Origin of the sequence: Paenibacillus sp. FSL R5-0470 (genome assembly GCF_037975205.1) — a bacterium.
Classification (GTDB): Bacteria; Bacillota; Bacilli; order Paenibacillales; family Paenibacillaceae; genus Paenibacillus_AQ.
Genome location: NZ_CP150238.1, coordinates 1,101,143 through 1,116,404 on the forward strand (window position 1 = coordinate 1,101,143; position 15,262 = coordinate 1,116,404).

10 protein-coding genes and 1 riboswitch are annotated in these 15,262 nt (G+C 46.2%); of the genes, 9 read left to right on the forward strand and 1 reads right to left on the reverse strand.

Annotated features, from left to right (window positions below; genetic code table 11):
• Nucleotides 1–8 precede the first annotated feature (8 nt).
• The 9 genes from MKY99_RS04795 (at nucleotide 9) to MKY99_RS04835 (ending at nucleotide 13,916) form a co-directional block, all read left to right on the forward strand.
• The gene (locus tag MKY99_RS04795; protein WP_339268997.1) at nucleotides 9–866 is read left to right on the forward strand and encodes a glycosyltransferase family 2 protein; all 858 of its coding nucleotides are present in this window, start codon (nucleotides 9–11) and stop codon (nucleotides 864–866) included.
• Complete coding sequence (locus MKY99_RS04800; protein WP_042185181.1) at nucleotides 853–2,040, forward strand: glycosyltransferase family 4 protein; 1,188 nt, start codon at nucleotides 853–855, stop codon at nucleotides 2,038–2,040. The genes MKY99_RS04795 and MKY99_RS04800 overlap by 14 nt, the downstream gene beginning before the upstream one ends.
• Complete coding sequence (locus tag MKY99_RS04805; protein WP_036676593.1) at nucleotides 2,040–3,179, forward strand: glycosyltransferase family 4 protein; 1,140 nt, start codon at nucleotides 2,040–2,042, stop codon at nucleotides 3,177–3,179. The genes MKY99_RS04800 and MKY99_RS04805 overlap by 1 nt, the downstream gene beginning before the upstream one ends.
• 61 nt (nucleotides 3,180–3,240) lie before the next feature.
• The gene (locus MKY99_RS04810; RefSeq protein WP_042185185.1) at nucleotides 3,241–4,341 is read left to right on the forward strand and encodes a glycosyltransferase; all 1,101 of its coding nucleotides are present in this window, start codon (nucleotides 3,241–3,243) and stop codon (nucleotides 4,339–4,341) included.
• A gap of 4 nt (nucleotides 4,342–4,345) precedes the next feature.
• On the forward strand, nucleotides 4,346–5,686 hold the full coding sequence (locus tag MKY99_RS04815) for a UDP-glucose/GDP-mannose dehydrogenase family protein (RefSeq protein ID WP_076283902.1): 1,341 nt from the start codon (nucleotides 4,346–4,348) through the stop codon (nucleotides 5,684–5,686).
• Nucleotides 5,687–6,332: 646 nt separating this feature from the next.
• Entirely contained in the window at nucleotides 6,333–7,706 is a 1,374-nt protein-coding gene (locus tag MKY99_RS04820; RefSeq protein ID WP_339269001.1) for a sugar phosphate nucleotidyltransferase, read from the forward strand.
• A 136-nt stretch (nucleotides 7,707–7,842) separates the two neighbouring features.
• Nucleotides 7,843–7,922, forward strand: a riboswitch (cyclic di-GMP riboswitch).
• Between the two features lie 12 nt (nucleotides 7,923–7,934).
• Nucleotides 7,935–9,485: a glycosyl hydrolase gene (locus MKY99_RS04825; protein ID WP_339269003.1), complete on the forward strand. Its 1,551-nt coding sequence runs from the start codon at nucleotides 7,935–7,937 to the stop codon at nucleotides 9,483–9,485.
• Nucleotides 9,486–9,638: 153 nt separating this feature from the next.
• The gene (locus MKY99_RS04830) at nucleotides 9,639–11,159 is read left to right on the forward strand and encodes a glycosyl hydrolase (RefSeq protein ID WP_339269005.1); all 1,521 of its coding nucleotides are present in this window, start codon (nucleotides 9,639–9,641) and stop codon (nucleotides 11,157–11,159) included.
• A 51-nt stretch (nucleotides 11,160–11,210) separates the two neighbouring features.
• Nucleotides 11,211–13,916, forward strand: a complete 2,706-nt coding sequence (locus tag MKY99_RS04835) for a discoidin domain-containing protein (RefSeq protein ID WP_339269007.1) — start codon at nucleotides 11,211–11,213, stop codon at nucleotides 13,914–13,916.
• Nucleotides 13,917–14,080: 164 nt separating this feature from the next.
• Here MKY99_RS04835 and MKY99_RS04840 read toward each other — a convergent pair whose 3' ends face one another.
• A complete protein-coding gene (locus tag MKY99_RS04840) occupies nucleotides 14,081–15,127 on the reverse strand; it encodes a GNAT family N-acetyltransferase (protein ID WP_339269009.1) in 1,047 nt (348 codons plus the stop codon).
• Nucleotides 15,128–15,262 lie beyond the last annotated feature (135 nt).

Sequence of the window (15,262 nt, forward strand, 5' to 3'; positions counted from 1 at the left end):
AAACCTTCATGGATTCAGTAAAAAGCGTGGTAGGCGGCCAAGGCAATTATCCAATATCGGCTGTCATCATCGCTCAGGATGACGAAGTTCGAATATCTAAGGCCATACAATCCTGCAGGTTATTCGCCGACGAGGTGATTGTGATTGACGGAGGCAGCAAAGACGGGACAGTTCAGCTTTCCGAAAGCTTGAATTGTCGTGTATACGTCAACCCATGGCCCGGATATGCGAAACAGAGGGAGTTCGGAGTAGACCGCGCGGTTCATGATTGGGTCTTCCTTATTGATACTGACGAAGTGGTCAGCGACGAGTTGGCCGCAAGTATTCTTGAACTGAAACCGGGGCTTAAGGATCAATCGGTTGCCTATTCTATCTACCGGATCGGTGATTTTATGGGCAGATGGCTGGATCGTGGCGAATATTTAGTGCGCCTTTACAACCGCAAAGCGTATGGCATTCGAAATAGCTTGGTGCACGAGATGCCCGAGGTCTCTGAAGAGCGAACCATACGTTTGACAGGAACCCTCTGGCATTATGGTTACCGCAGTATTAACGATCATGTGGCACGTTTCAATAAGTACACTGACTTGGAAGCTGAAAGTGCGTATGCCAAGGGCAAACGATTTCGGGTCAGTCATCTGCTGTTAAGACCGCCAGCCCGGTTCCTGCAAAAGTATTTCTTACACGGGTTGTTCAAGAAGGGAATGTCAGGTTTCGGTGTATCCGTATTTTGGGTCATGTATGAATTCATGGTCGGCTTCAAGCATTACGAATTAATTAGATCGGGAAAGCTGACTCAGCACAATGCGAAGACGAGTCAGACCGAGAAGGAGAATAAAGGAGAGAGAAGCTATGCCGTACAGTGACGGATTGAACATTATGACGACAGGCCTTAGCTGGCCGTCGCTACAGCCGGGTGGGCTTAACACGTATTTCAAATCCGTTTGCGAGCAACTCTCCTCACGTAATCGGGTGCATGCGCTGATTTGCAGTCAAGAAACGCCTGCTACCCCTGAGGAATTGATTATTCACAATGCCGGAGATCCAAAAGATGGGATCTGGAAACGTAAGGATGCTTTCCAGCGTAAGGCGGCCGATCTGATGGGAGAGGGCAGTGGCCGTATAGATATTTTATACACTCACTTTGCTCCTTATGGTATTGGTCCAGCCTTGGAAGCAAAGAAACGTGGGATTCCTGTAGTGATGACTTTTCATGGCCCATGGAATGAAGAAATGAAAATCGAAGGTCAAGGCATTAAGCACCGGGTCAAAACAACCATCGCCAAATCCATTGAACATAGAGCCTATAAGCTTGCGGATAAGTTCATCGTGCTTAGTGAGACGTTCCGCGATATTCTCCATAAGCTGCACGGAGTACCTCTACACAAAATTATAGTGATTCCAGGCGCAGCTAATGTGGAACGTTTTATTCCCGCTACGAATCGATTGGCGATTCGACGAAGCTTGAATTTACCTGAGGGAGCAACAACCGTGCTGACTGTCCGGCGGTTGGTCAATCGGATGGGACTACTACAGCTGCTTGAAGCCTGGAAGCAAGTTGCGGAGCGTTTCCCGAATGCAATTCTGCTGATTGGTGGTAAAGGGCCGTTGCGGGGAGAACTGGAAGAAAAGATCGCCGACTATGGCTTAAGCAATAAGGTAAGACTGCTAGGCTACATTCCCGATCATGAGCTAGCCTCTTATTATCAGGCAGCGGATATGTTCGTGGTTCCCTCACAGGCATTGGAGGGCTTTGGTTTAATTACCGTTGAAGCTTTATCTTCAGGATTGCCAGTGATGGCTACACCGATTGGCGGCAATAAGGAAATTTTGCAAGGCTTCCGGCCGGAGTTGCTATTTAAGAGTTCAAGTAGCGACCACATGGCTGAAGGTATGATCCATATGCTTAGCAATCGAAAGCTGCTTCCGAGCCGGGATGAATGCAGAGAGCATGTACTGGAGAGATATACCTGGGAGCATGTTACGGATCAAGTAGAATCCGTGTTCCTGCAAGCCTTAGGAGAGGAGGTGACCACGTAATGCTTAGAGTAGCCTATATAGATCACACTGCTAAATGGAGTGGTGGAGAAGTTGCCCTGTTTAACATCCTTACCCATATTGGAGAACAGATCGATCCACTGGTAATTCTGGCTGAGGATGGTGCGCTGGCTGAACGGCTACGTGAAAAAGGGATGGATGTCCGTATTATTCCGCTGGATGAGAGCATCAGAAGTCGGGGGAGAAATGCTGTCAACTTGGGAGCACCTGCTGCAGCCTTCAAGCTGTTGGCTTATGGCCGCAAGCTTGCGCCGCTATTAAAAGCGGAGAAGGTAGATTGCGTGCACACCAATTCCCTAAAATCTGCTTTATACGGAGCCATCGCTGCAAAAATAGCGGGCGTTCCATTGATCTGGCACATCCGGGATCATATTGGAGCTCCTTATTTAAAGCCAATCGTTGCCAAAGGCATTCGTTTGCTGTCGCGTCTGCTCCCCAATGGAGTCATCGCAAATTCACATTCTACGCTGAATGCTTTAGAGCTGCCGCGTTCGAAAAAAACGTTGGTCGTATACTCCGCTTTCGCTAAAGCGATTGGTAATGGGATCGGTATGCGGGACCAGAAGGATTTTAACGTACTGCTAGTTGGTCGATTGGCGCATTGGAAGGGTCAGCATATTGTGCTGGAAGCCGCAAAAAGCTTTAAGAATGAACCTCGTGTGAAATTCTGGCTGGCTGGAGACGCTCTGTTTGGAGAAGAGGCTTATAAGCAGGAATTGCTGCAAAAGATAAAAAACGACGAGCTTACTAATGTAAGCATGCTAGGGCATGTGGATGATATTCAAGGTCTTATGAATACTGCTGATTTACTGATTCACACTTCGGTAACTCCTGAGCCTTTTGGCCAAGTGATCGTTGAAGGAATGGCAGCGGGATTGCCGGTGATCGCCTCCAATGAAGGCGGGCCGGTAGAAATTGTAGTTCAAGGTGAGACAGGGCTACTGATAGAGCCTGGTGACGCGGCGATACTGGCAGATTCCATTAAATGGATGCTGGATCACCCAGAGGAAAGACGGCGGATGGCGGACAATGGGATGAAACGAGTGAAAGAGCATTTTGTTATCGAGAATACGGTCAAGGACATCGTTGACTACTATAAAGGTTTGTTGGCGGGCACCTGACAGATGCTATGACGCGGTAATTCTGAAGATGATGCTCCATAAAACTTTGAGGATGATTCACATGAAAATTGCGATAGCGCACGATTACTTAATCCAAATGGGCGGCGCGGAAAGAGTGGTGGAAGTCTTTCATCACATGTATCCCGAGGCTCCAATCTACACAACGGTTTTTAACGGAAGCCGCCTTACTGACAATCTCAAAGATGCGGATATCCGTGCCTCCTGGCTGCAAAAGATTCCGGGGGTAAAGACCAATTTCAAAGGGGTGCTGCCACTTTATCCAATGGCCATCCGTGATTTGGACTTTCGCGGTTTCGATATCGTCCTGAGTTCCAGCAGTGCTTTTATGAAAAGTATTCAAGTTCCTAAACATACGTTTCATCTTTGTTACTGCCATACGCCTATGCGTTTCGCATGGGATTATGACACCTACATGGAACGTCAGTCGAATTCCGGGTTGTTCAAAAAAATGCTTAAGGTATACATGCAGCAGCTCAAAACGTGGGACCAGCGAACTTCCAAAAATGTGAATCAGTTCGTAGCCAATTCATCAGTAGTGAAGACGAGGATTCAGAACTATTATCACCGGGATGCAGATGTCATATTTCCACCGATTAATACAGCCCGGTTTACAAGCTCTTCAACCATTGGTGACTATTATTTAATTGTCTCCCGGCTTGTTTCCTACAAGCGGATTGATCTAGCCGTAGAGGCTTTTAACCGTAACGGACTTAAGCTTTATATCGTAGGGGATGGACCAGATCGCAAGCGTCTCGAAGGCATGGCTAAGGATAATGTATCGTTTCTGGGCCGGCTAGAAGATGAGCAAGTGACTGGAATGATGGCACAGTGTAGAGCGTTCATTTTTCCAGGAGAAGAGGACTTTGGAATTACACCGCTGGAAGCGAACGCTGCAGGAAGACCGGTAATTGCTTATCAAGCAGGTGGGGCACTGGATACTATTATTCCTTATGTAAATGGTGTGTTCTTTCAGCATCAAGAAGTGGAGGATCTGCTTAAGGCTATTAATGAGGTAGAGTCCTACGCTTGGGATATCGATCAAATCATGGAGCATGCACGTAAATTCGATGAGCAGGCGTTTATGGTTAAGTTCAAGCAGTATGTTGAGCAGGCCTACGTCAATTTTCTAAAAGGAGGATGATTGTATGAAGCTGACAGTAATCGGTACTGGGTATGTGGGTCTTGTATCTGGCGTGTGCTTTGCACTGGGCGGACATCATGTCATCTGTGTGGATAAGGACGAGGAAAAGATTAAGAAGCTGAAACAGATGGAATCGCCCATCTATGAGCCGGGAATCGAGGAACTGATTGAACTGAATCTTCGTGAGGAACGGTTATCTTTTTCTGCAGATCTTCAGGATTCGGTGCGGCATTCAGATATTATCATTCTTGCTGTAGGTACGCCATCGCTGCCTAATGGTGAAGCTGACTTAACTTACATTGAGGGTGCAGCTGCTGAAATCGCTAAAGCGATGGACGGGCACAAAATTATAATGACTAAATCTACAGTTCCCGTAGGGACAAATGAGAAAATCTCCAAAATGCTCTCTAAGTTTACCCATCATTCTTTTGATATCGTGTCTGCTCCCGAGTTTTTACGTGAAGGGTCAGCGATTCGCGATACCCTCCATCCCGACAGAATTGTCATTGGTCTTGATAATCCAGAGCTGGAACCAACCATGCGCGAGCTTCATAAGGGTTTCACTGAAAATGTATTTGTAACAGATATACGCAGTGCTGAAATGATCAAATATGCTTCAAATGCATTTTTGGCCACGAAGATCTCCTTTATTAACGAGATCGCCAATATTTGTGAAAAAGTGGGAGCTGATGTAACCGAGGTAGCACAAGGAATGGGTATGGACCAAAGAATCGGGTCATCCTTCCTGCAGGCTGGTATCGGTTATGGAGGCTCCTGTTTCCCGAAAGACACTAATGCGCTCATTCAAATTGCGGGCAACGTCGATTACGAATTCAAATTATTGAAATCTGTAGTCGAAGTGAACAAGGGACAACGGTTTATGATCATCTCCAAGCTGCATGAATCACTTGGCAGCCTGCGCGGTTCGACGATTGGGATATGGGGGCTTGCTTTCAAGCCTAATACTGATGATGTCCGCGAAGCTCCCGCCAGAGAGATTGTTGAGGCACTGGTGGCTGAGGGGGCAACAGTCAAACTATATGATCCAATCGCAGCTACAAATTTCAGGCAGCAATATGATCATCCGCAGCTTCGCTGGTGCAATCTTCCAGAGGAAGCGGCTGAGGGCAGCGATGCCGTATGCCTGCTTACCGATTGGAGCCTACTCAAGGACATTGATCTGCATCAGCTGGCGAAAAGCATGCGTAATGGGGTGCTGATCGATGGACGCAATGTGTATTCCAAGGAGCAAATCGAGGGTACCGGCCTCGTTTATCATTCTGTCGGCCGCCCGCAGATGGGTGGATTGAGCGGTTATTCTGCTAGTGTGGCTGGAGCGGTTTAATCTAAGTTATATTGATTGAACTTGTGTTTTTTCTATTTAGGGATGAGCCGTGACTCCAGAGAATGTTTGGACTTCCAGCCGCTGTTGTCTGCAGATTTCCTGATTTTAACCGCTGATAGCGGTAGAAATCCGCAGACAAAGGCGGACGCTATCGCTCTTACAGTTCCAAAATTCCCCTCCGCCACTTCGTTCCCTTATTTTAAGGTTCTAAGCAATTTATAAAGTTAGGTACTCTGATTATATACCGCAGTAGCAGATAGTCTTGCGCTTGTAGTTGCACTTGCGTTAGCTGCTGCCTCCCCCGGAGCAGAAGCGAATCTTTAGAAAAACGTGCTTGCTTCCGGCTGGTACAGCCCGGTACGCACGGATCAAGTATTAAGAAGAAGTTGGTTAGGTTAAGAACGGAAAGGGAATTTGGAACTGTAGAAACGGAGTGTTCGCCTTTATCCTCGGATTTCTACCGCGAGAAGCGGTTCAATCAGGAAATCTGAGGATAACAGCGATCGGAAGTCCAAAATCCCTTGGAGTGGTTTCTACCTAACAAATTTTTTTAGTGCATCCGCTCGAAATAAGGCTAAGCGGAAGCTGACGTTTTGATTACAATTCAAATATGCTCGATTTCCATAATTCAAGGAGGGTTCATTCTATGAAAATGGTACTTCTATCAGGCGGTTCAGGTAAACGGTTATGGCCGTTGTCCAACGACTCACGTTCAAAGCAATTTCTAAAGGTACTTGAAAGCCCTCAAGGTGAACCAGAATCCATGGTACAACGTGTCTGGAGACAGCTGGAGGAAGCAGGGATGGCAGAATCATCTTATCTGGCCACCGGCCGCGGCCAAGTAGAAATGATACAAAGCCAACTGGGAAGTCATGTGCCGATTATCGTTGAACCGGAGCGTCGGGATACTTTTCCGGCTATCGCCTTAACAGCTACCTATCTTTATTCAGTGGCAGGTGTTTCTCCAGCGGAAACGGTAGCAATATTGCCTGTTGACCCTTATGTAGAAGCATCCTTTTTCGATACCATAGCTATGCTTGAGGGGACCATGCTGGAAAGTGGAGCAAATCTGGCACTAATGGGTGTTGTTCCTGAACATGCCTCAGAGAAATACGGATATATTATTCCTACCACCGAAGAGGCGGGGGGAAATGGTTTTATGAAGGTGAGTCACTTTCAAGAGAAACCAGACCGTATACAAGCAGAACAGCTCATCGAGCAAAATGCATTGTGGAATTGTGGAGTGTTTGCCTTCCGCTTAGGGTACTTGTTAGATATTTTGCAGCGTAAAGGGTTGCCTTTAGGATATGAAGAATTGCAGAAGCAGTATAAGCTATTGTCTTCCATCAGCTTTGATTATGAAGTGGTGGAGAAAGAAGAACATATTGTGGTGCAGCCGTATGATGGATTCTGGAAGGACCTTGGAACGTGGAATACGCTGACAGAGGAAATGAGCAGCAAGCATGTAGGAAAAGGTTTTGTAACGGTGGATTCTGAGGGGACTTGCTTGATTAATGAGCTGGATATTCCGATTACGGTAATTGGTGCGAAGGATCTGATCATTGCGGCTAGCCCGGATGGGATTCTAGTTACCCATAAAGCTGAGAGCCCACGGATTAAAGAAGTGCTGAAGACCTTTGAACAAAGACCGATGTACGAGGAACGCCGCTGGGGCCATTACAAAGTTATTGATTATGTGAAATATGATGAAGGCAATGAAGTGCTGACCAAACGGATTTTTATATCCGAGGGGAATAATATCAGCTATCAATTACATCGCAAGCGTAGTGAAATTTGGACAATCGTCAGCGGCGAAGCAAGTATTGTGCTGAATGAGAAAAAACATAATGTGAAGGCTGGGGACGTAGTACGTATACCGGAAGGAACGAAGCACGCGATCCTTGCTTTGACGGATGTCGAGTTTATAGAGGTACAGACGGGTTCTGAATTAGTAGAAGAAGATAACATTCGTATTACTTTAGACTGGAATGATATAGAACTACAACAATTCATTTCATAGGTCTAACCTATCTATTTAACCAATCCATAATTTCTTGAAACAGGTAAATTGACTCAATTATCAAAAAAAGTCATAAAAACACTAAATATATCATTAATTGTCGTCGATACTTACGGTAAGAGAGATTATTTCTCTTAAATTGAAAAGGCAAACCTATCGAAAGGTAGGGACGCAAAGCTATAGGGCCTTCGAAAGAGTGGCAGCCTGGCTACCGAAAGGGAGATTATTTTGAAAGCTTACCGTACGTATCGATTATTTGGCGCATTTCTGTCACTCGTCTTGTTTCTGACTGCACTTCCGCTTACTGTTGGAATTTCGCCGTCTGTTGTCATAGCTGCTTCAAATTCTGGAACGCCAGTTACCCCAGGAGCCTCACTTGAAGCCGTAAAGCTGCTTAACTATTTTTACTCGATCTCAGGAAAAGGTATTATTGCTGGTCAACATGACTATTTAGAAAGTCCAGATGAAATTAACAATATGCTGAAGGGAACCAGCGGACAATATGCCGCTCTTCACGGTTATGAACTGGGCGCGATCAGCGGTCAGTCAGAAGGAACGATGGCCTGGCAGCGTCAAAATGTGGTGAACAGCGCCATCAACTGGAATAAAGCGGGCGGGATCGTAGCTATGACTTTTCATGCTAACCTGCCGGGCACCTCTTATGACTGGGATAATGTAAAAAAAACACTTAGTCAGAATGAGTTCGATAGTTACGTTACACCGGGTACCAAGCAATATAACAATCTGATCGCTGAACTTGATAAGGTGGCAGTCTCCCTAAAAAGCTTGCGCGATGCCAATGTTCCGGTGCTTTGGAGACCCTATCATGAAATGAACGGGAACTGGTTCTGGTGGGGGAAGAAAAATAACTTTTCTAAACTTTGGAATATTATGTATGACCGTTTTGTTAACGTTCATAAATTAAATAATTTGTTATGGGTATGGAGTCCGAATGCTCCCAATGTTTGGTCAGATCCTTATGCGCTAACTTATCCAGGTGCTGATAAAGTAGATATTCTGGCAGCAGATATATACGAAAATGATTACCAGCAAAAATACTATGACAGCTTGTTGAGTCTAGCCGCAGGCAAACCGATTGCGATCGGGGAGAATGGTGAAATGCCTAATCTGGAGAAGCTTCAGCAATCACAAAGTAAATGGACGTATATGATGAGCTGGGGAAAAATGCTTTACGAGAATAACAGTGCAGATACAATTAAAACATTTATGAATAGCAACTATACCCTGACCAGAGATAAATTAAATACTGGTCTGGCACCGACACCTAGCGCTGCACCAGCGCCGGCACCTCCCGAAGAAGAGGGTGAGGCAGCCATTCCTCTTGCGAAGGGGCTTGCAGGAGAATATTACAACAACATACAGCTATCGGGAACAGCAGCTCTTACTAGAACTGATGCAATTATCGATTTCAATTGGCGGCAAGGATCGCCGGATGCCGCCCTTGGGATTGATCGTTTCTCCATACGTTGGAGCGGTAAAATTAAGCCATTATATGATGAGCAATATACATTTTACACTACCTCAGATGATGGCATCCGTGTGTGGGTGAATGGGCAATCCGTGATTGATAGTTGGACTAAGCAAAGTGGTACTGAGCGTAAGGGTAATATAACGCTGAAGGCTGGCCAGCTATATGATATCAAGGTGGAGTATTACGAAAATGAAGGCGATGCGAGAGTCCGCTTGATGTGGGAAAGTGCTAGTCAAGCTAAAGAGACAGTTCCAGCAAGTGCACTTTATCTTCCGGATGTCTCCTGATTGATGAAAATTAAAGGTCGATCCTTAGTGGCTCTGCGTTATTGCAGAGCTACTAAGCTATAGTCCTCATTAGGTCAGAAGACGATTGTCCGATAACAGGTATGTTTGTTTAGCACCTGTGGAGGCAGTACAGCTACCGAAAGGAGGATTTATTTGCGTAAATATTATAAGCAAAACAGATTGTTGTTTACTATATTACCGGTGTTTATTATTTTTTCCTTGCTGCCTTTGGGAGAGGTTAAGAGTCTTCCGAAGGCTATGAGTGTTTCTTCCGCTCTTCCTCTGGCTATACCAAGCAATCCATCAGCTTCTGAAGAAGCCAAGCAACTGCTGAGTAATTTGGTGAATCTACGTGGCAAAGGAATCCTGTCTGGCCAGCATGATTATCTAGAAAGTCCAGATGAACTGGTTCATAAGCTGAAGAATACATCGGGACAAAATGCCGTTCTACATGGTTATGAATTGGGGGCAATTAATAATCAACCCGAAGGGACGATCGCAGAACAGCGACAAGCTGTTATAGACAGTGCAATGGAGTGGCATCAAGAGGGTGGCATTGTAGCCATGACATTCCATCAGAGTTTGCCGGGGACTTCTCCGGAATGGTCCAATGTAAACAGAAGTCTCAGTCAAGAGAAGTTTAATGCTTATGTTACGCCTGGGACGGCTCAGTATAAGAGTCTAATCTCTGATCTAGACGAGATCGCTGGCTATTTGGGACAGCTGCGTGATGCCGGAGTTCCAGTCTTATGGCGACCTTACCATGAAATGAACGGCGGTTGGTTTTGGTGGGGGAAAAAGGACAATTTTTCAGCGCTTTGGAATATTGTCTATGATCGTTTTGTAAACACACATCAACTGAATAATCTACTGTGGGTGTGGAATCCAAATGCGCCGAATGAATGGGCAGATCCTTATGCTGCATATTATCCGGGTGCGGATAAACTCGATGTTCTGGCTGCGGATATCTACAATAACGATTATAAGCAGTCCTACTATGAGGATCTGCTCGCACTTGCTGAAGGTAAACCTATCGGAATCGGGGAGAGCGGACAGCTGCCGAACCCGGAAGTATTAACCGAGAAACAAAATAAATGGGTCTATATGATGACCTGGGGAAAATTACTGACAGAAAATAATACGCTACAGTCAATTAAAAGCTTTATGAATGACTCGTTTATAGTATCGAGAGAGGATTACGTTCTCACAACAGGAGGCCCTTCGATAGCACCGGTAATCCCGGTAACCCCAGCGGGTTTAACTGGAGAATACTATAACAATACTGATTTAGAGGGAGAAGCGGTACTTATCCGCGATGATCGTAAGATTGATTTTAATTGGCATGGCGGGTCACCTGCACAGGAGATAGATGAAGATCATTTTTCTGTTCGCTGGAAAGGGAAGCTCAAACCCAAATTCAGTGAAAAATATACGATTTCGGCATCCTCTGATGATGGAGTCCGTGTCTGGATTGACGGAAAGCTGATCATCGATAATTGGAAAAATCAAAGTGCAACCCTTCATAAAGGAAGTATCCCGCTCACAGCCGGAACACTTTATGATATCCAAATTGAATATTATGAGAATGAAGGAGATGCTAATCTTCGCTTGCTGTGGGAGAGTTCCAGCCAGAAGCAGCAGGTGATTCCACAAGGGGCATTGTTCCTTCCTTAATCTAATGAAATGATAGGGTTAGACATTCCGGAAGAAAGAGAGGACCTATGGATGGGAATAACGAGGAGAATATCTAATAGAAAAAATAGGATAACTGCAAACAAACCATTACTGTTATTACTGAAATTCACCGCATTAACCGTCTTGTTTCTGTTGTCTGTCTCTGTTTTCGGAACGAATAAGACGAACGATTATAAGGTAGGTGCCAATATACCAAGATTAGCTACAGGAAGTGATGTTGCAGCAGAAATACCGGATGGTACTGTGATCTGGAATCTGGGACAACATGATGGCTCAGCAGCTGAGTTCGCTACGAGTGGCACTTCTGGCAGTAAGAAGGTATTTAATGTTCCTTCTTCAGCGCTCAAATCATCGGCTCTTCAGAACTTGCCTGCAGGCTTGAATGGAAAGACCCAGCCGGAATTAACGATCACCTATCAGCTAAATAAGATTCCGGAGAATGGGGTCTTATTTAGCGTAGGAATTCTGGATGCTTACAAATCCGTGCCACAAATGAGTGTGTTTTCCAATCATCAATTGTCAGGGATCATTCAAATTGCGGGCGTATCGGGTACAGAAAGTGAATATAGCTTTCAAAAATCCTATGAATTATACATTCCCAAGGAGCAATTGAAGCTGGGAACGAACGAATTGAAGCTGCAAACGGTTCGCTGTTTATATTGCAGTGACAAAGAAGACGAATATTCCTGGTGGACTTGGGATAATCTCCGTTTAGAATCTCTTAACGCTCCAATTTCCGAGCCTATTCATGGCAGCTATACACTGACCGGAACAGTAGTGAATAATAAGCAGTTTTACTTTGATGAAGGTGCGGTTACGCACTTGCCTTATGTTATCAAATGGCTAGGGATGGCTTATAGCGGCAATGTGATGCGTACCAGCTGTGCCAGTGATGTCGGGAGATCCTGCTCAGATATGCTGGAATATTACAAGGTATTGAAGGATTACAACATGCAGGCGGTTGCTCTGTATTTGCATACTGGTGATATTAAGCTTAAGGCAGATGGATCGTTGCCTGCTGATGCGGAGAAAAAGCTGACAGATTATTTTGAACAATATAGCCCTTATTTTCAATATTATGAGGTAGATAATGAGCCAGGGTTATTCAATCGTTCTAAGGCAGTTAATTTGGCGATTGCGGACTGGTTGAATAAAAAAGGTAAGCAAATCGCGCCCCATTTACAAACTGTTGCTCCGGGCTGGGCGTATTGGCCGAGCTACAGTGAAGATTCCTGTGGTAATCAGAAGGGAACCGGGAAGGAATGTGGAGATCCGGATGGCTGGGAACGTGATCCAGAGCAACGTATGGAGCTGGAGAAGGTTACGGATTTGACCAATGGACACTCCTACGGCGACTCTTATATTTTTAGTAATGGAGGAAGCTTTACTGAGAATTTGAAGACCTTCACTGGCGCAGACAATGGACTCGGCAAAAAAATGCTGACCACTGAATTTGGTACCTCGGACAGCCATGTGGATGCCTACCAATACGGGGCAACGGAGCGGACAGCGGCTGTATTCGACCGGATCATGCGTGCGCATATTGGTTATGCGGATATGTTTGTGCAGCATGCTGCTTTTTTTAAGGATTTCAGTCTATTCAAATACGGGTTTAATTTAGAAGAGCATGATCCGGCGACCACAGAGATTTATTATACAAAAGAAAATGAGGATTCACGTGTCAGCATCATGAGAAGGCTCAGTCTTGCCTATGCTACACATGGAGCTCCATTAACTTACCAAGTTGCAAATAAAGATGTGTTAGCCGACAAGCTGGTATATGTTCGGGCCGTGGATACTTCTACATTGAAGCCTCTTGCTGGAAGCGGGGCGACTTCAAATAAGGTACTGGTTAATTTCGTTAACTTTGAGTCTACTCCACAGACCGTGAGTGTAAATGTGACTATGCCGAAAAACGGGGTGTACGAAGGGGAACGTTTTGGAAACGGGGATACGTATGAAAAAGCAAGAAGTTATGTAACAGGCAAAAAGGCTACTCCCACGTTAACCTTTACGGAGACACTTGCTCCAGGAGAGGCTGTACAGTATATTTTGCAGCCTTCCTCTGAAGTAAAGCCGTTGGCCCCTAAAGGATTCAAAGCCGCAGCAACAAAAGGTTTAGCTGTAAAATTAAATTGGTTGGAGGCACCAGGAGCAAGCTATGAACTGCTTCGCGCTGAAGGTAGCGGCGGGGAAATGAAGGTGGTAGCCACCGATGTGAAGCTTACAGAATATACGGATCATAATTTACGTGAAGGGACGTTATATACCTACGCGGTAAGGGTATCCGGCTCTAATTTACTGTCCGATAAAGTTCAGATTACAGCCACCGGACTGGTTCCTCTGGATCGTACTAAATGGAAGGTATCCTCAAATGTGAATACGGCAGCATCAGCTCCGAGTCTGGCCATCGATGGGGATCGGCGCACGCGCTGGGATACGGGGAAACATCAGGCCTCCGGAGAGTATTTTCAGATTGATCTGGGTGAAGCACATGAAATTGAAAGAATAGATTTGGACAGCACGCTTTCACCTTTTGATTATCCAAGAGACTATGTAGTTTATATTTCTGACGATGCTCAAAACTGGAACAAACTCACGTCTGGAAAAGGTACGAAAGAGCTTACTAAGATATCCTTTTCTAAAGTAAAGACGAGGTATATCAAAATTGTACAGACCGGATCCGGCGGGAATTATTGGTCCATTCAAGAGCTGCAGGTGTATTCCAGAGAATAAGGGTATCATTTGAATTTATATAATCATTTATAGCGCATACTAAATAACCTGCAAAATACACCAAGTAGCTCACGGCAGAGACACCATGCGGAATTAAGAGCATCGTACAATAAACGGAAGCCGTCCTTAAAAGGACGGCTTCCGTTTATTCTTGTTTAAATCCGTTAAATGAAACGAAGTCCAGACATATACGGCAAAGGAATAGCATCGGAATCCTCTGATCTCGCTGGATCAAAGAGCAGCGAGATCAGCTCCTTGTCGTCCTGCACGGACGACAAGTCGAGGCCCTTGCGGCAGCTTTCGGTCTGCCGCAATAGCGCTTCCCGGTCTGCGATGCAGACCGTCCCGCTGTTCGCGCCGCCGCTTAAGCTGGCGCCGGCGTCCCGCAGGAGCGCGAGCAAGCCGCGCTCCTGCCACGGCACAGGCACTTGCAGCGTGCCAACGCCGCCGCACAAGGCCGCCTTGGCCAGCAATGCCGCTACCACGCTCGGCTGGCCGGCCCATTCCACCGCCGTCGCCGTGTTCGGCGCTGGCACGTCCGCCTCCGCGGGCACAGCCACCGCGGCGAACCCCTCGATGCTGCCGTCCCGAACGGCTACGAGTGTGCGCTGGGCTAAGCCCATCACACCCGCGTAAGCCTCGGTCCCCAGCAGCAGCGCCAGCTCACCCGGACTATATACATGTCCGGCTTCGCGTTCATTGAGCAGCCGGTAGACGGCGAAGAAGTCGCCCGGCTGCATTGGCCGCAGCATCCATTCTTCTCCTGCTGCGGCTGCAAGAGCCTGAGCTGAGCTTGCGTTCAGCTCGGCAAATTGCGTACCTCCGAACGGTACGCACCCAGCTCGGGTGTATAGCGAACGATCACCCGAGACAAAAATCAGCGCTGCCTCGGCCTCGGCAGCGTGACTCTGGCATAGCTGTAGAAGTTGGCCCGCCAGTCCTTGGCCCCGAAAAGCGGGATCGGTGCAGACAGCACCTATGGAGAATACATTCAGGAAAGCATCTCCAGTCTTGATCGTGGAGGGTACGAGCCCCATGAAAGCAGCAACCGTTCCGTCATCGGTAATAGCCGCGTAGGAATGACTGAGCCCAGGACGGAAAATAAGTGGAAACAGTTCTTTCATTGAAGTGGCACCCGGTTCACGAAAGACAGAATCTGCGAGCAGAGCCGCTTGGTCTAGCTCCGCAGGTTTAATTAATCTCAATTGCATAACATTCAACCTCCTATATGTACACACGATGGGGAGAAAGCATTTACATAAAGTATAAGGCCCGGGGAATGAAATCTCCAATCTTGTTTATATTATTCAATGTCTCAAAAGGATATCGAAAAGGGTAATAAAGTA